Origin of the sequence: Pseudoduganella sp. R-34 (genome assembly GCF_049904655.1) — a bacterium.
GTDB lineage: Bacteria > Pseudomonadota > Gammaproteobacteria > Burkholderiales > Burkholderiaceae_D > Rugamonas.
On the sequence record NZ_CP184572.1, the window covers coordinates 6,449,593 to 6,471,211 of the forward strand.

8 protein-coding genes and 1 tRNA gene (1 of these 9 cut by a window edge) are annotated in these 21,619 nt (G+C 64.9%); 3 read left to right on the top strand and 6 right to left on the bottom strand.

Features of this window, described 5'->3' with window-relative positions:
• The 3 genes from ACN9MW_RS29665 to ACN9MW_RS29675 all read right to left on the bottom strand — a co-directional run.
• On the bottom strand, positions 1-12,748 hold the start of the coding sequence (locus tag ACN9MW_RS29665) for a LysM peptidoglycan-binding domain-containing protein (RefSeq protein WP_426165698.1). 18,731 nt of this gene lie to the left of the window's left edge; 12,748 of the gene's 31,479 nt are visible here — the first part of the coding sequence; its start codon is at positions 12,746-12,748; its stop codon lies off the left edge, out of view.
• Between the two features lie 201 nt (positions 12,749-12,949).
• Positions 12,950-13,023: transfer RNA gene (locus ACN9MW_RS29670), tRNA-Gly, on the bottom strand.
• A gap of 54 nt (positions 13,024-13,077) precedes the next feature.
• Entirely contained in the window at positions 13,078-14,592 is a 1,515-nt protein-coding gene (locus ACN9MW_RS29675; RefSeq protein WP_426165700.1) for a family 43 glycosylhydrolase, read from the bottom strand.
• Between the two features lie 193 nt (positions 14,593-14,785).
• Here ACN9MW_RS29675 and ACN9MW_RS29680 point away from each other — a divergent pair, with 193 nt between their 5' ends.
• Entirely contained in the window at positions 14,786-16,033 is a 1,248-nt protein-coding gene (locus ACN9MW_RS29680; protein ID WP_426165702.1) for a M28 family metallopeptidase, read from the top strand.
• Here ACN9MW_RS29680 and ACN9MW_RS29685 read toward each other — a convergent pair.
• Positions 16,030-16,929, bottom strand: coding sequence for a LysR substrate-binding domain-containing protein (locus tag ACN9MW_RS29685; protein WP_426165704.1), 900 nt, complete (start codon positions 16,927-16,929; stop codon positions 16,030-16,032). The two genes, ACN9MW_RS29680 and ACN9MW_RS29685, sit on opposite strands and share 4 nt — an antisense overlap.
• 93 nt (positions 16,930-17,022) lie before the next feature.
• Here ACN9MW_RS29685 and ACN9MW_RS29690 point away from each other — a divergent pair, with 93 nt between their 5' ends.
• Both ACN9MW_RS29690 and ACN9MW_RS29695 read left to right on the top strand, forming a co-directional pair.
• The gene (locus ACN9MW_RS29690) at positions 17,023-17,463 is read left to right on the top strand and encodes a carboxymuconolactone decarboxylase family protein (RefSeq protein ID WP_426172336.1); all 441 of its coding nucleotides are present in this window, start codon (positions 17,023-17,025) and stop codon (positions 17,461-17,463) included.
• A gap of 116 nt (positions 17,464-17,579) precedes the next feature.
• On the top strand, positions 17,580-19,175 hold the full coding sequence (locus ACN9MW_RS29695; protein WP_426165706.1) for a methyl-accepting chemotaxis protein: 1,596 nt from the start codon (positions 17,580-17,582) through the stop codon (positions 19,173-19,175).
• Positions 19,176-19,186: 11 nt separating this feature from the next.
• Here the strand turns inward: ACN9MW_RS29695 and ACN9MW_RS29700 are convergent, their stop codons facing one another.
• Entirely contained in the window at positions 19,187-20,173 is a 987-nt protein-coding gene (locus ACN9MW_RS29700) for a TraB/GumN family protein (protein WP_426165708.1), read from the bottom strand.
• A 53-nt stretch (positions 20,174-20,226) separates the two neighbouring features.
• Positions 20,227-21,591 (bottom strand): Gfo/Idh/MocA family protein, encoded by a 1,365-nt coding sequence (locus ACN9MW_RS29705; protein WP_426165710.1) that lies wholly within the window; start codon positions 21,589-21,591, stop codon positions 20,227-20,229.
• Positions 21,592-21,619 lie beyond the last annotated feature (28 nt).

Genomic DNA, 21,619 nt, shown 5'->3' on the forward strand with positions numbered 1-21,619 from the left:
CGGCATCCCAGGTGAAGGACTGGGTGGCGCCCATCGGATCGGTCTGGAGCAGCAGCTGGCCCAGTGCATCGTACTCGTACTTGGTCACATGGCCGTTGCGGTCCGTGTTGCTCAGGCGGTTGCCGACCGCGTCATAGCTGCTGCTCGACACATTGCCCAGCGCATCGATGGTGCGCAGCTGGCGGCCGGCATCGTCGAACTCGTAGCGCGTGGTGTGGCCGTTGCGGTCGGTGTAGGCGATGCGGTTGCCGGCGGCGTCGTAGGTCGTGCTGTCGGCATTGCCATTGCCGTCCACGGTGCCAACCAGCTGGTTGACGGCGTCGTAGCTGAAGCGGGTTTCGTTGCCGTTGCCGTCGACCAGCGAGGTGCGGTTGCCCACTGCGTCATACTGGTAGCTGGTGCTGTTGCCCAGCGCATCGGTGACCGTGGTCAGTCGGTACACCTTGTCGTACTCGTAGTTGGTGCTGTTCTGTTCCGCATCGACCATGGTGATGCGGTTGCCGACGCCGTCATACACGTAGCGGGTCGATACCACGCGCTGGTAGGTCTGCTCGTAGCCCTGGTTCCAGTAGTGCTCGTCGAAACGGTCGAAGATGGTCTTGACCAGGCGGTTCAGCTGGTCGAATTCGTATTCGGTGGCATGGCCCTTGGCATTGGTGCTGCGCACCAGGTTGCCGTTGGCGTCGTACGCGTTGGCGGTGACGTTGCCCAGCGCGTCGGTGACGGTCACGACGCGGTTTTCCTCGTCGTAGGCGTAGGCGGTAACGCCGCCATTGCGGTCGGTCACGGACAGGCGGTTGCCCACAGCGTCGTAGGCATAGCTTTCGGTCTTGCCCAGTGCATTGGTGACGGCGACCAACTGGTCGTTGGCGTCGTAGGCGTAGGTGGTGGCCTTGCCGTTGCGGTCGACCAGGGCAATGCGGTTGCCGACGGCGTCGTACTGGTATTGCTCCATGTCGCCCAGCGCATTGGTGACGGACAGCAGGCGGCCGTCCGCATCGTAAGCGAAACTGGTGGTGTGGCCGTTGCGGTCGGTCACGGAGGTGCGGTTGCCGGCGTCGTCGTAGGCGTACTGCTCCGCCTTGCCCAGCGCGTCGGTCGCTGCAATCATGCGGCCGGCCGCGTCGTAGCTGTAGCTGGTCTGGTTGCCGTTGGCGTCGGTGACCGAAGTGCGGTTCACGCCGTCGTAGGCGTTGACGGTCTCCCCGCCCAGCGCGTCCTTGGTGACGGTCAGGCGGTTGATCTGGTCGTAGCTGTATTCCGTGCGGTTTTCGTTCCGGTCGATCATTGCGACGCGGTTGCCCACGCCGTCATATTCAAAGCGGGTCACCAGTTCTACCGTGTAAGGGTCCTGGTAGCCGGTGAAATGGCCGCTGCCGTAACCGTAGCCATAGCCGTAGCCATAGCCGGAATCGTCGCCGCTGGAGACAGCGAGGCTGTTCATGCGGAGCATTGGAGGCCAGCCGCCAGGAGGCGGCTCTTCCGGTTCGCCCGGTTCTTCCGGGAACTCCGGCTCTTCCGGTTCGGTCGGCGGTTCGATATCGGGATCGACCACCCACTTGATGTCGCCGGCGGCGCTGGTCACGCTGTTGCGGATCGCGATCAGGCGGTCGTCGGCGTCGTATTCGAAGTAAGTGCTGTTGCCGTGGCGGTCGGTCAGCTGGATGCGGTTGCCCACGCCGTCGTAGGAATACACTTCGAGATGGCCCAGTGCATCGCGGCTGCCGATCAGGCGGTTGCCGGCGTCATAGCTGAACTGGCGGGTGTGGCCGTTGCGGTCGGTGGCCGAGAGGCGGTTGCCGACTGCGTCGTAGGCGTAGCTTTCCTGCTTGCCCAGCGCGTCGGTACGGCTGGCCACGCGGTTCAGCTTGTCGTAGGCCTGCTGCGTGGTGTGCCCGTTGCGGTCGACCGTGCTCAGCAAGTTGCCCATCGCATCGTAGGCATAGCTTTCCTGCTTGCCCAGCGCATCGGCCATCGTGACCTTGCGGTTGGCGGCGTCGTAGCCGAAGGTGGTGCGGGCGCCGTTCTTGTCGCTCCGGGCCAGCATATTGCCAACCGCGTCGTACTCGAACTGCTCGCGGTGGCCCAGCGCGTCTTTTGCTTCCAGCAGGCGGTCGGCAGCGTCGTAGCTGAAGGTGCTACGGGCGCCGTTCTTGTCGGTAAAGGCCAGGCGGTTGCCGGCGCCATCGTACTCGAACAGTTCGGTGTAGCCGAGGGCATCCTTGCTTTGCACCAAGCGGTCGGCGGCGTCGTAGCTGTAGCTGGTGGCGTGGCCGTTCTTGTCGGTGAAGCCGGTGCGGTTGCCGACGCCGTCGTAGACGTAGGCTTCGGTGTAGCCCAGCGGATCGGTCAGCCCGGTCAGGCGGTTGTCCTTGTCGTAGACGTAGCTGGTGGTGTGGCCGTTGGCATCGGTGGAGGAAACGCGGTTGTCCACCTTGTCGTATTGCCAGCTGTTGCTGAAGCCCAGCGCATTCAGGCTGGACGTCATGCGGTTCTTGGCGTCGAAACTGTAACGGGTCGTGTTGCCGTTGGCGTCCTCGAGCGCGATGCGGTTGCCGACCTTGTCGTATTCGTATGCGGTCACGCCGTCCAGGGCGTCGATCACTTGCAGCAGGCGGTTGTTGGCGTCGTAGGCGCGGCGCGTGACGTTGCCGTTGGCGTCGGTCTGCGCCAGCAGGTTGCCCACTGCGTCATAGGCGTAATCAAAGCCGTTGTCCAGCGCATCCTGCTGGCGCACCAGGCGATGTTCGGCATCGTACTTGCTGCGCTTGGTGTGGCCATTGGCGTCGGTCACGGCAACCTGGTTGCCGACCGCGTCGTAGCTCATGGTGGTGGTGTTGCCCAGCGCGTCGGTGCTGCTCACCATGCGGCCAGCCAGGTCATATGCGTAGCGGCGGGTATGGTCGTTGCCGTCGGTCTGTTCCAGCAGGCGGCCCACGGCGTCGTAGGCGTAGCGGCTGGCATTGCCCATGGCGTCGGTCTTGACGACCAGGCGGTTGCCGGCGTCGTACTGCGACAGGGTGGCATGGCCATTGGCGTCGGTCAGGTTCACCACGTTGCCCACGGCGTCGTAGAAGCGGCGGGTTTCGTAGCCCAGCGGGTCGGTCACCAGGGAGACGCGGTTCAGCGCGTCGTATGCGAAGGCGGTTACGCCGCCGTTGGCGTCGACCACCGAGGTGCGATTGCCGACCTGGTCGTAGCCGTAGGCGGTGACGCCGTCCAGCGGATCGGTCACCGAGACCAGCTGGTTCAGCGCGTTGAACGCGCGCCTGGTGGCGTTGCCGTTGCGGTCGCGCTCGAGCAACTGGTTGCCGACATTGTCGTACTCGAAGATGTTGGCGTTGCCCAAGGCGTCGGCATGCGCCACCAGGCGATTCAGCTCGTCGTATTCGAAGGTGTTGTCGTTGCCGTTGCGGTCCACGACCGACAGGCGGTTGCCGACGGCATCGTAGGTGTAGCTCTCGATCGCGCCCAGCGCGTCGGTGTGCTCCTGCAGGCGGTTGTTGGCGTCATAGGCGAACTTGTTCTCGGCGCCGATGGCGTCGATGACCGAGACGCGGTTGCCCACGGCATCGTAGGCGAAGCGCGTTTCCGCGCCCAGCGCGTCGACCTGCACTACCAGGCGGTTGGCGGCATCGTACTGCGCCGAGGTGCTGGCGCCGTTGGCGTCGATGCTGCCGACCAGGTTGCCGGCTCCGTCGTAGCTGTGGCGGGTCACGCCACCCAACGCGTCGGTCGCGCGCACCACGCGGTTGGCTGCGTCATACTCGCTGGCGGTGACGTTGCCGCGCGCATCGGTCACGCTCAGGCGATTGCCGGCGCGGTCGTAGGCATGGCGGGTCTTGCCGCCCAGGGCGTCGGTCACCTGCACCAGGCGGCCGTTGGCGTCATACTCGAAGGCGGTGGTGTTTCCGCGTGCGTCGGTGACGCCGGTGCGGTTGCCCACATGGTCGTAGGCGAACCCGGTCTGGTTGCCCAGCGCATCGGTGGTGACGGCCAGGCGGTTCAGCGCATCGTAGGCGAAGCTGGTGGTGTTGCCGTTGGCGTCGGTTGCGCTCAGGCGGTTGCCGACGGCGTCGTAGCTGACACTGCTGTCGTGGCCCAGGGCATCGGTCTGCTTGACCATGCGGCTCAATGCGTCGTAATGGAAGCTCGTGACGCGGCCCAGCGCGTCGACCACCGAGGTGCGGTTGCCCAGCACGTCGTAGGCGAAGGATGTGGCATTGCCCAGCGCGTCGGTCTGTTTCAACAGGCGGCGATTGGCGTCGTAGCTGAAGGCATTGGCATTGCCGTTGGCGTCGACCACGCGCACCTGGTTGCCGACGGCATCGTATTCGTGCTGCGTCGCGTTGCCAAGCGCGTCGGCCTGGCGCACCAGGCGATTGTTGGCGTCGTAAGCGGCGGTGCTGGTGTGGCCGTTGCCGTCCGTGACGGCGACGCGGTTGCCGACCTTGTCGTAGCCGTAACTGTTCATCTCGCCCAGCGCATTCTTCACCTGGACCAGGCGGTTGGCGGCGTCGAAGATGGACTCGACCATGTGGCCATTGCCATCGGTGACGCTCACCTGGTTGCCGGCCGCATCGTAGGCATAGGCGGTTTCCACGCCCAGCGCGTCCTGCAGCGACACCAGGCGGTTGGCCTGGTCGTAGGTAAAGCGGGTGGTATTGCCGTTGGCGTCGGTGCGCGCGATGCGGTTGCCGGCAGCGTCGAAGGCGACCGCCGTCACGCCGCCCAGCGCATCGGTGATGCCGACCTGGCGCTGCAGCTTGTCATAGGCGAAGCGGGTCACGCGGCCCAGGGCGTCGGTAGTGCTGGTGCGGTTGCCGACCGCGTCGTACGTGGCGCGCGTCATGCCGCCCAGGGCGTCGATGGCCGCTACCTGGCGGTGCAGGGCGTCGTATTCGAAGCGGGTCGGGTTGCCGGCGGCGTCGACGGTCTCCAGCAGGTTGCCGACCGCGTCGTAGCGCAGCTTGTCGGTCCCGCCCAGGGCGTCGATCGTCTCGATCACGCGGTGCAGCGCGTCGTATGCCGCGCGCACAGTGAAGCCGTTGGCGTCGGTGGTGCCGACGCGGTTGCCCACGGCGTCGTAGGCATAGCCGGTACGGTTGCCCAGCGGGTCGGTCTGGCCCACCATGCGATCGGCCGCGTCGAATTCGTAGCGGGTGGCGTGGCCGTTGGCATCGATGCTGGCGATGCGGTTGCCCACCTTGTCGTACTCGAAGCTGCTGGTATTGTTCAGCGCGTCGGTCACGCTTGCCACGCGGTTCAGCGCATCGTAACCGAAGCGGGTGTCGTGGCCATTGCCGTCGATCATGACGATGCGGTTGCCGGCGCCATCGTACATGAAGCGCACGGTATGTCCCAGGGCGTCACGCTGCTCATTGAGGCGGTTGGCGGCATCATAGGCAAAGCTGGTGCTGTTGCCATTCTCGTCGACGACCTGGATGCGGTTGCCGGCGGCGTCGTAGGCGAACGCTTTCTTGCCGCCCATGGCATCGGTCTGCGCTACCAGGCGGCCTGCTGCATCGTAGCTGAAGGACGTGGTGCTGCCGGCGGCATCGGTGGTCGATACACGCTGGCCGGCGGCATCATAGCTGTGGCGGGTGACGCCGCCCAGGGCGTCGGTGATGCTTTGCAGGCGGTCGGCCGCGTCGTAATCGAAGGCCGTGGCATTGCCCAGCGCGTCGGTGCTGTGGATACGGTTGCCGACGGCATCGTAGCTGTGCGTGGTGACCGCACCCAGCGCATCGGTCTCGCTGACCAGGCGGTAAGCGGCGTCATACGCGGCGCGGCTGGTGGCGCCGTTGGCGTCAGTGGTGGCCAGGCGATTGCCGACCTTGTCGTATTCGTAGCTGGTGGCGTTCCCCAGCCCGTCGATCTGTTTCACCAGGCGGTTTGCGAGGTCGTACACGTAGCTGGTGGCATGGTCGTTGGCGTCGATGCTGGCGATGCGGTTGCCCACCGCATCGTAGGCCAAGCGAGTCATGCCGCCCAGCGCATCGGTACGTACGGACAGGCGGCCGTTGGCGTCGTAGCTGAAGCGGGTGGCATTGCCGTTGCCGTCCGTGCTTTCCACCATGGAGCCGACGGCATCATAGGCGAAGCTGGTCGAGCGTCCGGTGCCGTCCGTCTGGCGCACCAGGCGGTTGTTGGCGTCGAACTCGAAGCCGGTCGCATGGCCGTTGGCATCGATTGCCCCCACGCGGTTGCCGGCGTTGTCGTAATGGTACTCGGCCCGGTTGCCCAGCGCATCGGTCTCGGAAACCAGGCGATCGGCCGCGTCGTAGCCATAGCTTGTGACATGGCCGTTGGCGTTGACTGTGGCAACACGATTGCCGGCCTGGTCGTAACGGTGCTCCACACGGTTGCCCAAGGCGTCCGCGGTGGCGGCCAGGCGGCCGACGGTATCGTAGCTGAAGGAGACAGTATGGCCGTTGGCATCGGTGGTGGACAGGCGCTGGCCGACGGCGTCGTAGGCGTGCGTGGTCCGGTGGCCCAGGGCATCGGTGCTGGACACCAGGCGGTTGACGGCGTCGTATGCAAACACTGTCTGGTTGCCGTTGGCGTCGGTCGTTGCCGTGCGGTTGCCAGCCGCATCGTAGCTGAAGGCGGTCACCTCGTTGCCGGGAGCGGTGACGGAAAGCAGGCGGCTGTTGGCGTCATAGGCGAACAGGGTGCCGCGGCCCAGCGCGTCGGTGGTGGCCACCCGGTTGCCCAGGCGGTCGTAATCGTGGCGGGTGATGTTGCCGAGCGCGTCAGTCTGGTTGACCAGTCGGCCGTTGGCGTCGTAGGCAAAGCGCGTTGCGTTGCCCAGTGCATCGGTGACGACGGTGCGGTTGCCCACGGCGTCGTAATCGAAGCGGGTAATGGCGCCCAGCGCATCGCCTGCTGCAGTCAGGCGGTTCAGTGCATCGTAATGGTTGAAGCGCTGGTGGCCGTTGCCATCGCGGGTCATGATCAGGTTGCCCACGGCGTCATAGACATGCTGGACCGAGTCGCCCGCGGCGTTGGTCTCTTCGACCTTGCGGTTCAACGCGTCATAGCGGTAGCTGGTGGCATGGCCATTGGCATCGACGCTGGCCAGGCGGTTGCCCACCGCGTCGTAGCTGTAGCGCGTGCTCTGGCCCATCGCGTTGGTGTGCACCACCAGGCGATTGCTGCTGTCGTACTCAAAGCGGGTAGCGTTGCCCAGCGCATCGAAAGCTGCCGTGCGGTTGCCCACAGCATCGTATTCGTAGGAGGTACGGGCGCCCAAGGCGTCGATGGTCGCGGTCAGGCGGCCGTTTGCGTCGTAGTCGAACTTGCTGTCGTGGCCGGCCGGATCGATGCTGCGTACCCGGCGGTTCAGCTGGTCGTACTCGTGGCTGGTAACCAGGCCGAGCGCGTCCACGCTGCGGGTCAGGCGGTTGCCGGCGTCGTATTCGAAGCGGCTGGTGTTGCCAGCGGCATCGGTCAGCGCGGTGCGGTTGCCGACCGCGTCGTACTGGTAGGCGGTGACAAAGCCCATGGCATCGGTGCGGCTGACCACGCGGTCCAGCGCGTCGAGCATGTAGGTGGTGGCATTGCCGGCGGCGTCGGTGCTGCGCAGCAGGTTGCCCACTGCGTCGTATTCTTTGCGGGTGACTTGTCCCAGGGCGTCGGTGGTCTGCACCAGGCGGTTGGCGGCGTCGTAGCTGAAGCTCGTGGCATGGCCGTTGGCGTCTACCACGGACGTGCGGTTGCCCGCCGCGTCGTAGGCGTAGACGGTAGTACCGCCTTGCGCGTCGGTCACGCGCACCAGGCGGTCCGCGCCGTCGTAGGCGAAGCTGGTGGTGTTGCCATTGGCATCGGTCAGGCCGGTGCGGTTGCCGCGCGCGTCATAGCTGAAGCGCGTGGTGCCGGCCGCGTCGACCTGCTGGTCCATGCGGTTGGCGCCATCGTAGTGGAAGACTACGGTATGGCCGTTGGCATCCGTGGTGGCGATGCGGTTGCCGTTGGCATCGTACGCATAGCTGGTGCGGTTGCCCAGCGCATCGATGCTGGCGGCAAGGCGGCCAGCCGCGTCGTATTCGGCGCGGCTCACGCCGCCCTTGGCATCGGTCACGCTGAGGCGCTGGCCGTTCGCGTCGTAGGCGTAGGTGGTTTGCTGGCCCAGCGCGTCGATCTGGCTGGCCAGGCGGTTCAGCTTGTCGTATTCGAAGCGGCTGGTGCGGCCCAGCGCATCGGTGCTGGAAAGGCGGTTGCCATTGGCGTCGTACGTGTAGGCAGTCACGCCGCCCAGCGCGTCGGTCTGCGACAGCAGGCGGTTGCCGGCGTCGTAGACGAAGCTGGTGGCATGGCCGTTGGCGTCGACGGCGCGGGTACGGTTGCCGTCCGCGTCGTACTCGAACCTGGTTGCATGGCCCAGCGCATCCACCGATTCCAGCAGGCGGTCGTTGGCGTCGTAATGGAACTGGATGACGTGGCCGTCCGGGTCGGTCATGCTGACACGGTTGCCTTCAGCGTCGTAGGCGTAGCGGGTGGTGACGGCCAGGCCGGCCGGGTCGACCACTTCGGCCACGCGGCGGCCCAGCTTGTCGTAGTCGTAGCGTACGCTGGAGCTGTCGACGCCGTTGGCGCCGCGGCTGACGGTCAGGGTGTGGCCCTGCGCGTCGTAGGTATAGCTGGTGTGCAGGTTCAGGCCGGCCGGATCGACCACCACGCGGGTAGCCTGGCCTTTCTGGTCGTAGCTGGTGACGGTCAGCACGCCATTCGGGTCGCGCTGCGACACCACTTCGCCCTTGGCGTCGTAGGTCCAGGTGGTGGTCAGCGCCAGGCCGCCCGCATCGACCACCTGGCTCAGGCGGCGGTCGGCGGCATCGTAGGTGTAACGGGTGGCGACGCCGTTGCGGTCGATGGTGGCGACCAGGTGGCCGGCCGCATCGAATTCATTGCGCTCGGCCTTGCCGTTGGCATCGTTGGTGGCTAGCAGGCGGCCATCGGCATCGTAGCTGTAGGCGGTGGTGTTGCCATTGCCATCGGCAAGAGCGATCACTTGCCCTTGCGCGCTGCGCGTGATGGTGGTCACGATGCCAAGCGGCGAAGTGACGGTGGTCCTGTGCAGTGCCGTGTCGTAGGCATAGCGGGTCACATTGCCGCGCGCATCGGTCTGGGTCAGCACGCGGTCGAAAGCGTCGTAGCTGGTGGAACGCACCTGGCCCATGGCGTCATAGCTGGCCACCACGCGGCCGTTGCGGTCAAACGTGCTGCGGGTGACCTGGCCGTTGGCGTCGGTCTGCGCCACGGCGCGGCCAAAGGCGTCGTATTCAGTGCTGCGCAGGGCGGCAATGCCGTCGGCGTCGCGCAGGACGGACGTCTGCAGGCCGCGCTTGTCGTAGGTAAAGCGCACGAGTTCCTGCACAGCCGCGCTGATCGGACGCATTTCCTTGCTCAGCTGGCCGAAGGCGTCGTAGCTGCGCACGGTGGCATTGCCCAGTGCGTCGGCCAGGCGGGTGGCCTGGCCGCGCACATCGTAATCGGTGTGCAGCAGGCTGTCGCGCAATGGATCGGCCGCCACCGCCAGTGCGGCCAGCACCGGCGCATTGCTGCCGCCGGCCAGGCCGGCGGTATCGATGCGGTTGGCGTAGCTGATGGTGTCGGTGGCCTGGCCGAAGGCGTCGTAGCGGATGCCGCTTACCTCGCCCAGCGCGTTGACGCTATGGGTGCGGCGGCCGGCGCCGTCGTAGAAGTACAGCGTGGACGCACCAAGGGCGTCGGTACTGCTGACCATGCGGCCGGCGGCGTCATAGCCGTAGCGCTTGGCGTAGCCGGCCCAGATGCCGGTGTCGTGCACGGTGTCGCCGTTGAGCAGGCTGGCGCCCTGGCCGGACAGTTCGGCCACCAGGCGGCCCTGCACGTCGTAGCGCACCAGGGCCGTGCGCTGGTCGGCACTGCCGGCCGCCTGCACGGTCGATACCAGCTTGCCCACCTTGTCGTAGGCGAAATCGCTGCGCACGCCGGCGGCGTCGGTGCTCGAAACCAGCTGGTTCAGCTTGTTATAGCTGAAAGTCGCCTGCTGGTCGGCCGCGCTGGCTTGCGGCAGCATCTGCGCCAGGCGCGCGCCCGGCATGTAGTTGACCGGGTTGGCGAAGCGCTTGACGGCGCTGCGGTTGCCGGCGGCGTCATAGCTGAAGGTGCTCAGGTAGCCTTCGCCGTCGATGGCGCCGGTCTGCTGGCCGCGCGCATTGAAGAACTGGTGCACGCTGATGTCGGCGGCGGAAGCCTGTGGACGCAATTGTTCCAGCGAGCCGTTGCTGCGCAGGGCGGCATCGGTCAGGGTGGCATAGCGCACGGTCTCCACCAGCTGGCCGATGGCGTCGTATTTCTGCTCGGTCAGGACGCCCTGGGCATCGAGCTGGCCCACCAGGCGGCTGTCGGCATCGAAGAAATTGCGGCTGTGGCGGTCCTCGGTGGACGACACCACCTGGATGTCGGCCAGCTGCGGGTTGGCCGGCAGCGCGGCACGGCTGATGGCGTTGTTGTAGCGCACCAGGTCGGTGACGCGGTTGGCGGCGTCGAAGAACTGCTGGGTGACGAAGCCCGCTTCATCCACCGTGTAGACCAGGCGGTTGTCCTTGTCGTAGACCTGGTCGACGCGGCGGTCGGCGGCGCTGGCCAGCGGACGCAGCGTGGCCAGGGTCGCGGCTTGCGGCGCGCCGGCGGCATCCACCAGTTTGCTGCTGTCCACCAGGTTGGCGTAGCGGATGGTGCGCACCAGATTGCCGGCGCCGTCGTACACGCTTTCGGTCAAGGCGCCGAAGCCGTCGATCATGCCGTTGCGGCGGCCCATCTCGTCGTACAGGAAAGTGGTGCGCACGCCGGTCGCGTCCTGGGTGCAGAACAGGCGGCCGTCGGCATCGTAGAAGTTGCGCACGGTGCCCAGCTCGGCGCCGTTGGCGCTGTCGCTCTGGATCACGCTGACCAGCTCGCCGGCGGCGTCGTAGGTGGAGGTGGTGGCCAGGCCGTTGGCCAGGGTCGACACGGTGCGGTTGTGCGCATCGTCGTACTGCACCAGCGATTGCTGGCCCAGCGCGTCGGTGCTGGCCAGCAGGCGGTTCAGGCCATCGTAGGCGTAGCTGGTGGTGGCGCCGGCATTGATGGTCTTGAGCAGCAGGCCGGAGGCATCGTATACATAGTTGACGGTGTTGGCGCCATCGGCCACGCCGTTGCCGGCGCCATCCACTTCGGCATAGGTGGTGCTGGCGCTCACCAGGCCGCGGAAGTCGTAGGCGAAATCGCTGCGCGCACTGAGGGTCTTGTCCTGCGCCGCAGACCAGGCAGTCATCTGGGCTTCGCCTGGCGCCGCCCCTTCCGCCAGGGCGGAGGTGTTGTAGGTGCCGCCGTTGTAGGCGATCTGCGCCACGCGCTGGCCCTTGGCGTCGTAGCGGTATTCCACCACGTCGCCGGCCGGGTTGATGCGGAAGCGCAGGTGGTTCTTGCTGTCGTAGACGTAGCGGGTGACCAGGGCGCTGCCATTGCCCATGCGCACCGACTCGCTCACCACGTGGTTGGCGCTGTTGTAGCTGCGTGCCACCACGTTGCCCAGCGCATCCTGCTGCGTGAGCTGGTTGCCGTTGCCGTCGTAGGTCATGGTCACGGCATTGCCGTTGCCGTCGGTGACGCTGGTGACGTTGCCGCTGGCGTCATAGGCGTAGCTGGTGCGCACGCGAATGCCATTGACCGCAGGGCTGAGCACCTGGGTCAGCTGGTTCTTGGCGTCGTAGAAGAAGCTGGTGACAAAGCCCAGCGGATCGGTCATGTCGGTGCGGCCGTTGGCAACGTCGTAGCTCAGGCGGGTGACGCGTCCCAGGCCGTCGGTCATGCTGGCGACGCGGAAGTCCGTTCCCACCTGCACGTAGGTGAACGATTGCACCGTGCCGTCGCTCTGGGTCAGGGTGGCAATGCGGCGGCTGGTGCCGTCGTAGGTGTAACGGGTGGTGTAGGTGTTGCCGTCGGTCTTGCTGTTATCGTCCGGCGACAGGTCCACCTCCACGCTGGTCAGGCGCTTGCTGCTGTCATAGGTGTAACGGGTGCGGCTGCGGGTGACGCCGCCGCTGACGGTGCGCAGGCCGACCAGGTTGTTGTCGCTGTAATCGAGGTAGAGCACATCGCCCGAAGCCATGGTCACGCTCTGCATCAGGCGGCCGGCATAGGTGAAGGTGGTGGTGTTGCCGTCCACGTCGGTGGCCGAGGTGATCAGCCCCGAGGTGTTGTAGGTCTCGCTGGCCTGGCTATCGCCGTCGCGCCAGGTCCAGCTCGACGGCACGCTGCCGTTGGCCGGGGTGTAGGTCAGCGTGTCATGGGCGCCGGCGCCGTCGGTGGTGACATAGCAGCCGCGCGCCGCGTCATAGGTATAGGTGGCGGTGCTGCCGTCTTCCTCGGTGCGGCTGGCGATACTGCCCGCCGTGTTCACCTTGCCGCTGACGAAAGCGACGCGCTTGTAGACGCCCAGGCGGAAATTGTCGCCGTTATCGCCGTCGCCGAACACGCCCAGGCGGTCGGTATAGATGCCCTGGCTGTTATACGTGCGCAGGAGCGCGGTGTCGATGCCATTGGCGGCCAGGAACTCGTCGCGCGACTGGATGACCAGGTTGCCGTTGGCGGCGTTCAGATAGGCCTGGTCGCCATTACGCCCCAAGGCCGCATTACCGACCGTTCCCCGGTCTCCACCCAACACGAAACGGGAACCGCTTTGCAGGCCCAGTGCACCACCGCTGACAATCGCTACCATGAATTTCTCGTCCGAATAAATTGTTTGTTGGTAAAAGCGGGCATGGAGTCCTCCTCAACATGCCCTTCAAACAATATATCCAGCGTTTCCGGCAAGAATTTAGCGTTTTCTGCAATATTTTTTTTCTAATACACATTTATGCAGATGAATGTTGCTATTACGGCAATAAAAATGGCGCCTCGAGGGCGCCATTGCGTATTCTGGAGCGGGTGAAGGGAATCGAACCCTCGTATGAAGCTTGGGAAGCTGCCGTTCTACCATTGAACTACACCCGCGTGCCCGCATTCTATGTGGCTTTGGCTGCGGTTGGCAAGACTGTAACGGTGGCCCTACTGGATGAACGGCCAGCCGTCGGCGGTAAAGCCAAGCGTATTGATGCCCAGCGTCGCCCGCCCGCCATTGTTGCCGTCGTAGTAATGGTAGACGTAGGTGGGCTTGTTATTGTTGCCGGGATCGGTGAACACGCTGCCGCCGCCCGGGCCGATGATATTGCCGTGGGTGCTGAGCAGGATGGTGCCGCCGCCTGCGGTCAGGGCCACGCCGCCGCGGTCCACATAGGGCCCGGTCACGCTGGTGGAGCGGCCGACGATGGTGCGGTAGGTGCTGGTCGAGCCTTTGCAGCATTCGTTGATCGGCGCGAAGTAATAGTAATAGCCGTTGTAGTAGTAGATGAACGGGCCTTCTTCGCCGGCCGACGGGTTGCCGCGCTTGGCCACCGTGTACACCGGGGCGTTGGTCTTGATCAAGCCGTTGGCCGGGTCGAGCTGCACCAGGTGCGTGCCGTCGGTCCAGGAGCCCCAGGCCATCCACCAGTTGCCGCTGGCGTCGCGGAACGGCGCCGGATCGATCGCATTGTCGGTGGTCGCCCAGAAGCCGGGCGGCGGCGAGGTGGTTGTGCTGTTCCAGGACTTGGTGACGAAACCCTTGTCGGTCCATGGCCCCTGCGGCGACGAGCTGGTGGCGACGCCGATCACCGCTTCCGCGCCGGTGCTAGGCAGGTAGGGAATCGAGTAGTACTGGTAATAGGTGCCGTTCGCCACCATCAGGCTAGGCGCCCAGACGTCGGTGTTGGCGCCATTGTTCCATCCCTTCGGCGTCTGCAGGCCGCTCCATGAACTGAAGTCCGGCCCGATGGCAGGGCAGTTCGGCGCATAGCCGCCCATCTGGGCCGTCGTGCAGCTGGTGTAATTGGTGAAGTTCACGCCGTCGGTCGATGTGGCCAGCGTCTGGTGCGAACCATACAGCCAGTACTTTCCGCTGCCGTCGCGCAGCATGTAGGGGTCGTGCACGAAGATGCCGTTGCCGGTGACGGCGCGCGGCGCAGGGTACGGGCTGGCCCCGGTGTTCACCAGCTGCCATTCCTGGCAGGTGCAGCCGGTCAGGCCCCATTGGTCGATGGTGGCGGTGTTGGCGGTACTCGCCATATACACCTCCAGGTACTTGCCGCTGTTGACGTTCTGGATCAGGAAGTTGCCGCTGGCCGCTTGCGTGACCACCCATAAGTGGTCCGAAGTGCCGTTGTCGGCCCACTGGACGACCTGCGCGCCGTCGGCGGTCGAGGCGTTGGTGACGCCCAGCACCTGGTGCGTCAACATGTTCTCGATGTTGTAGCGCCCATTCCCCATCGGCATGAAGTGCCACAGGTGGTCGGCGGTACCGTTGTCGGACCACTGGATCACCTTGGAGCCGGCAGCCTGGCTGGCGCCGTCAATGCCCAATACCAGGCCGCTGTTGACGTTCTTGATCTTGTACTGCACGCTGGTATTGATCGTGATCGGCGTGGCTGCGTGCGCGGAAAGCACCATGCCGATCAGCATGGCGAAACATGACAGAATTCTCTTCATAGATGGTCTCCTTGGAGTTTTTTTTTACTGCCAGACCATCGTAGTCATTGGTTCGCACGACCACCAATCGTATCTTTTACATCCGCAATACCCCTTTTGGTATCACGGTTATGGCGTCACGCCATTGAAAATTCACGCAGCGGCCAGCGCGGAAGGTGCAAAATGCCTGGACCACATCACCGGATAGCTCCCAATGAAAGCAACCGTCGCCCTCAGCATCGCACTGGCCTTCGCGGCAAATGCCGCCCACGCACAAACGCCAGCTGCAGCCGATCCGATCTCCACGCTGGTGAACCAGCTCGAACTCGAAAAGTACAAGGCCACCATCAAAAGCCTGACCAGGTTCGGCGACCGGCGCCAGGGCACGGAACGCAACCGCCAGGCGCTGGACTGGATCGAAGCGCAGTTGAAAGCGTATGGCTGCTCCAACGTGGAGCGCCTGCAGTACCAGTTCACCGAACCGGCCGTGCGCGGCAAGCCGGCGGTGGCGGCGGGAGGCGGCGCGGGCGGACCACCCGGCCAGGGCGGCAGCACGCTGTTCGGCAACCGCGCGCCCACCGGCGTGAACACCGATCCGATGAAGCAGCCCGATGAACGGCTGCGCGCACTCAACGCCGAACAGACGCCGCAAGGCACCTCGCTGCGCGAGAACGTCTACTGCACCAAGATCGGCAAGACCCGTCCCGACGAAATGATGATCGTCAGCGCGCACATGGACGGCATCGGCTTTGGCGAGGCTGCCAACGACGACGGTTCCGGCACAGCGCTGGTGATGGAGCTGGCGCGCATCTTCAATGCGCCGGGCGTGGAAACCGAGCGCTCGATCCGCTTCGCCCTGTGGAACAACGAGGAAACCGGCTTGAACGGCGCAGCCGCCTACGTCGAGCAGCGCAAGAACCTGCAAGGCATCGAGTCGCCGAAAGGCTCGGGCAAATACCCTGAACCGCGCTGGCTGGGCATGATCCAGCACGACATGATGCTGTTCGACCACGGCATGCCGGTCCCCAAGCTCGATGACGCCGGCAGGCCGGTGCTGGACGCGAAAGGCCATCCGGTCTACGTGCTGCCGAAAGAGCAGCGCGCGGAGGCGGACGTGAATATCGAGTTCCAGTCCAACTCGAAACAGGCCGAAGCTTCGGCCAGGCTGGCATGGGACTTCCGCGCGGCGAACGACAAGTACGCGACCAACTATCCGGCTGCGGTCGGCTTCCACATGACCAACACCGACTCCACGCCCTTCATGGACCTGGTGCCCTCTATCTCGCTGCGCGAGAACGAGCGCGGGCAGCAGATCGGCGCCGGCTGGAACCCGCACTGGCACCAGCCGACCGACCTGTATTCGAACTATTCGGACAAGGACTTCCTGCTTGGCCTGAACGCTGCGCAGACCACGCTGGCCGGCGTCGCGAAGCTGGTTGGCGCCAGGGTCGCCAAGCCTTAGCGCCACAAAGGGTCGCTCGCCATCAAGGCGGTGGCCCAGTCGGTAAAGGCGCGCACGCGCGATGACAGCCTGCGTGCATACGGGTAGACAAGACTGATCGGCATGCTGCCCAGGTGCCAGTCCGCCAGTACTTCCACCAGCGCGCCGCTGCGCAAATGCAGCGCCGCTTCCGCACGCGGGATATTGAGGATGCCGAGACCCGCCACGCCCGCCGCGACGTAAGCAGCGGCGCTATTGAAGCGCATGGCAGGCAGCTGCTCGATCACGTAGCGCTGGTCGCCGCGCTGCAGCGACTGGACGTGCTGGCGGCCTGTCGCTGCAAACACGAAGCCAAGGTAGCGGTGCGCTGGCAGCTCCTCCACTGCCGCCAGCCTCGGGGCCGACGCCAGGTAGGAGGGCGCAGCGCACAGGCAAAAGCGCATATTCCCCACCGGCCTTGCCACCAGATCCTGGTCCGCCACCGGGCCGCCGCGCAAGGCGCAATCGATTCCCTCCTGCACCAGGTCCACCACGCGCTCGCCGCAGCCGATATCGAGCCGCACATCCGGATAGCGCGCCGCGAAATCCGGCAAGGCCGGGATGATCAGGCCCGTGCCGACCGGCGACGGCATTTCAACCCGCACCCGGCCGCGCGCATCGTGGCGCGAGGACTCCAGTTCATCCAGGTCGTCGAGCAGCGCGCGGGCGCCTTCGTAATAGGCCGCGCCGTCGGTGGTGGGCGACACGCGGCGGGTGGTCCGGTGCAGCAGCTTCATGCCCAGGTGCGCCTCCAGCCCCTGGATCTGGCCGGAGATGGTGGTCTTCGGCACGCCCAGTGCTTCGGCCGCGCCGACGAAACTCCCTACCTCGACGATGCGGCAGAAGGCGCGCATGGCCTCAAGACGGTCAAAAGCCATGATTGTTCGACTTTCCGTATATTCAAAACGATAAAGACCAGTTTATCCGCAATCTCGTCCGGACTAAAGTGGATTCATCGCTTCTCAGGAGATATCATGAAACGCATCAACTACTACGCCGCCGCCCCGACCGCCATGAAGGCCATGATGGGCCTCGAGCGCGCCATCGCCGAATCGCTGCTGCCGCTCTCGCTGCGCGAGCTGGTCAAGATCCGCGCTTCGCAGATCAATGGCTGCGCCTATTGCATCGACATGCACAGCAAGGACGCACTGAAGCACGGCGAAGACGTGCGCCGCCTGCTGGCGCTGCCAGCCTGGCGCGAAACGCCGTTCTTCGACGAGCGCGAACGCGCCGCGCTGCTGTGGACCGAAACGCTGACCGAGCTGTCCAAAAACGGCGCACCGGACGAGGTGTACGGCGAGGTCGCTGCCCAGTTCAGCGAACAGGAGCTGTCGGAACTGACCTTCGTCATCGGCGCCATCAACGCCTGGAACCGCTTTGGCGTCGGCTTTGCGATGGAATTGCCAGCTTAACTGCGTGACAACTGTTTTGGCGGAAAAACCACGAAATGGCCACGCTTTCGGCGCGGCCATTCGTCGATCTGCTAGTATGCTCTGCGATCTTTCCCAACTGAAACAAAGTGTCAAAAATGCGCAGCACACTCACCGCAGCCGAACACGAAACCCTGCTTGAAGACGGCAAGCCCATCGTCATCACCACCGACCTGCAGGGCCGCCTGACCTACACCAATTCGACGTTCATCGCTGTCGGCGACTACGCCGGCGAGGACCTGATCGGACGCCCGCAAAAGGCCTTCTATCACCCGGACATGCCGGCGCAAATCGACGAGGACATGCTGCGCACCACCATGTCGGGCGAACCATGGCGCGGCCTGGTCAAATACCGCCGCAGGAATGGCGCCTACTTCTGGTGCATCGCCAACGTTACCCCCGTGATCGAGAAGAACCGCACGACCGGCTTCATGTCGGTCTGCACCAAGCCGAAGCCGCAGCAGGTCAAGGATGCCGAGGCTTTGTACCGCACCGTCAAGGGCCCGAATCCGGATGGCGTGCGCATCGCACGCGGCGCCGCCGCACCGCGCGGTCGCAGGAAGATCGCCAATGCGCTGCGCGACATCTCCCTGTCGCAGCGCATGGCGCTGTGCTTCGGCAGCATGGCGCTGCTGGCGCTGGCGATGGCGCTGCATGCCGTGCTGCCCTACTCCGACTCCGCGCTGCACGTGCAGGCGTTGCTGCTGGCGGCGCTGGCGCTGTACGGCTGGTACAACCTGCACCGCGCCATCGTGGCGCCGGTCCAGGCCTGCATCAACGCCACCCGCATCCTGGCCGGCGGCGACCTGACCACACGCATGGCGGTCGACCGCCACGATGAATTGGGCCAACTGCAGGCCTTCGTACGCCAGCTGAACCTGAACCTGGCGTCGATACTGGGCGACATCCGCGGCAATTTCGCACTGACCCGCAGCACCACGACGCAGGTGCGCAGCGCCAACGTCGACCTGGCAGCGCGCACCGAAGCGCAGGCGGCAAACCTGGAACAGACCACGGCGCATATGGGGCTCATTACCGGCACCGTGAGCCAGACAGCCGACAACGTGAATATCGCCAATGGCGTGGCGACCGAAGCGACTGCGCTGGCCGAACGCACCGGCGTCGCCGTGGCGCAGGTGGTGACGGCGATGGACGAGATCCGGCAGTCCTCGCACAAGATCGTCGACATCATCGGCCTGATCGACGGCATCGCTTTCCAGACCAATATCCTGGCCCTCAATGCAGCGGTCGAAGCGGCGCGCGCCGGCGAAAGCGGCCGCGGTTTCGCGGTGGTAGCAAGCGAAGTGCGCAGCCTGGCGCAGCGCAGCGCGGCGGCGGCCAAGGACATCAAAGTACTGATCGATGCCTCTGCCGGCAAGATCGAAGGCGGCGCCAACGTGGCCACCGCGGCCGGCAAGGACATGGATGCGGTGATATCCTCGATCGGCCGCGTGGCCTCCATCATGGGCGATATCCGCGGCGCGACGCGCGAACAGAGCGACGGCGTCAACCAGGTGAAAGACGCCATCGTGCAGCTTGACGAAGTGACGCGCCAGAACAGCCAGATGGTGGAGGAAGCTTCCGCCGCCACCGGCGTGCTGGACCTGCAGGCGCAGGCCGTCGCCAAGGCACTGGAAGTGTTCAAGCTGCCGCCGCAAGCCGGTGCCGGCGCAAAGCGCGCCAGGCTTGCGTGAGGCGGGGGCGCTTACTCGGGCGCCTCCACCTTGTAGCCCTTGGCCTGCAGCTCGGCCAAGGGGCCTTTCGGATCGAGCAGGCGCACCAGCGGCAGCACAGCGAAGGTCGAATCATTGGCCGCCAGTGCGCGCTCGGCGTTGGCCAGCCAGTTCTTCTGCATCGTTTCCTTCACCTGCTTCAGCTTCTCGTTCGACTTGAACGCGTCGTTGTTCAGCACTGCGTCGGTGCATGCGGCTTCGCGGTCGGCAAAGCTCAGGGAAGAGATCTTCGACATGTCGCCGACCGCCCATGCATTGGCGCGCGCGCGCATCGCATCGAGATCGGACTCGAGGCGCTCCACGGTCCTGGCAAAGCAAAGCACGTCCGTTCCCGGTGAATTCTTGAATGCGCGCAGGGCCTCGGTCGGGCTTTCGAGTTCGGTCTGGACGTTACTGGACGTGACCTTCACCTTGTACTGCTTCACCAGCTTGTCGAGCTTCGAATAGACGTCGGTGCGCATGGTCAGGCCGTTCTTTTCCAGCCCTTGCTGGTACAGCGTGTCGGCAACGAACATCGGGCGTTCCCGCTCGATGCTGTCGTTCTTGCCGATGTATTTTGTCTTGAGCGCTTGCCAGCGGTCGTAAGTATCGGCTGGCAGCACGTCGATCAGCTTGCCGCCGTCCGGGTTATTCTTGATTCCGATGGCAAATGGCAGCATCTTGATGCCGCCCCACCAGCCGACGGAAATGCCAAACGACGGCTTGGGCAGGTATTCCTGGGACTTGGCGATGATGGCTTCCACTTCGTGGGAGCGCCAGTCCATCTTGATCGGCAGCGGTGCATAATCGCCGAAAACGTACATCACGTGTTCGCCTTTACTGACCTTCCACAGGCCCGGGCCGGGGCGCTGGCCCGTGATCACAATCGTATCGCCTTCTGGCGCCGGGGCCTCTTCCTGCGCCCAGGCGCTTGCCGCCAGCAGGCTCAATGCCACAGCGGTGAGTACTTTCCTTGTCATCCTCTTACGCTTTCTAAAATGGTTAAGAGAACGGCAATATTACCTCAGCGATGTCAGTAGCGATCGTCGAAAGCGAAGATCGGCTTGCGCTTGCTCCACTGGCCTCGTGTGAAGTCAGGGAAGTCCAGCGTCTGGAAGTTCTGCGCAATCGATTGCTCGGACAGTGGCGTGATGGCGCTCCACGTCACCGCGTCGTAGATATCGATCGGCATCGGCGCACGCGCCTTCAGCGCTGCCACGAAAGCGTGGATCACGAAGTAGTCCATGCCGCCGTGCCCCGCGCCCGCTGCGTCGCCTGCGTATTTGCGCCACAACGGGTGGTCGTACTGGTCCTGGTAGGCCTGGAAGTCGTCCCACTGGTGCGGCTTGCTCTTGCCTTCGATGTGGATGGAATGGTTCACGTCCATCCACAAGCCATTGGTGCCCTGCACGCGGAAGCCCAGCGAGTAAGGACGCGGCAGCGAAGTGTCGTGCTGCAGGATGATGGTCTCGCCGTTCTCGCAGGACAGCGTGGTGGTCACCACGTCGCCCAGGCTGAACTTCACCTTGCCGCTCGGATGATCGGCGCCGCCCTGCTTGACGATGTAGTCGTGCAGGCCGCGCGCCTTGGTGGCGAAGGTGTTGATGCGGGTGAAGCGGTTGCCGCGGTTGATATTGGTGTACATCGCGCACGGCCCGATGCCATGGCTTGGATACAGCTCGCCATTGCGCTGCACGGAGTGCTCGGTGCGCCACTTCGCTTCCGACCAGCCCTTGGCGCCGAACTCGATGCCGCTGCCGTATGGCTTGGCCGGGTCGCCGTTGTTGAACTTCACGGCGCGCAGGTCGTGCTGGTAGCCGCCCTGCAGGTGCACCAGTTCGCCGAACAGGCCGGAGCGCACCATCTGCAGCACCGCCATCACGTCGCGGCGGTAGCACACGTTTTCCAGCAGCATATACGGCGTGCCGGTCTTGAGCTGGGTGTCCAGCACGTCCCAGTGATCCTTCAGCGTCACGCCTGCTACTACCTCGCAGCCGACAGGCACTCTGGCTTGCATGGCGTCGATCGCCATTTGCGCATGCCATTCCCAAGGCGTGGCAATGATGACGCCATCGAGCTGTTTCGCGTCCAGCATGCGGCGGTAGGCGTGCTTGTCGCCATCCTCGCCGAAGGTGCGCGGCTTGGCCTTGCCGGCCTTCTCGAACTTCGCCATGGCCTTGCCCAGCATGATCGGCTCGATATCGCACAGCGCAGCGACTTCCACGTCGTCGCGGCGTATCAGTTCGCGCAGCAGCACCTGGCCGCGCATGCCGGTGCCGATCATGCCGAGCCGGAGCTTTTCGCGGCTGCCCGCCGCAAAGGCGGAAGGCAGCAGCAGGCTGCCCGCCAGCGCGGCGCCAGCGGTGAGGAAGTGTCGTCGATTGAATTGCTTGTCCATCTAGTCGTTACCTCTTTGGTTGGGTCGC

Coding starts and splice junctions, on each gene's coding strand:
- ACN9MW_RS29680 (WP_426165702.1), top strand. CDS start 14,786: ATGAAAGCAACCGTCGCCCTCAGCATCGCACTGGCCTTCGCGGCAAAT.
- ACN9MW_RS29685 (WP_426165704.1), bottom strand. CDS start 16,929: ATGGCTTTTGACCGTCTTGAGGCCATGCGCGCCTTCTGCCGCATCGTC.
- ACN9MW_RS29675 (WP_426165700.1), bottom strand. CDS start 14,592: ATGAAGAGAATTCTGTCATGTTTCGCCATGCTGATCGGCATGGTGCTT.
- ACN9MW_RS29705 (WP_426165710.1), bottom strand. CDS start 21,591: ATGGACAAGCAATTCAATCGACGACACTTCCTCACCGCTGGCGCCGCG.
- ACN9MW_RS29700 (WP_426165708.1), bottom strand. CDS start 20,173: ATGACAAGGAAAGTACTCACCGCTGTGGCATTGAGCCTGCTGGCGGCA.
- ACN9MW_RS29695 (WP_426165706.1), top strand. CDS start 17,580: ATGCGCAGCACACTCACCGCAGCCGAACACGAAACCCTGCTTGAAGAC.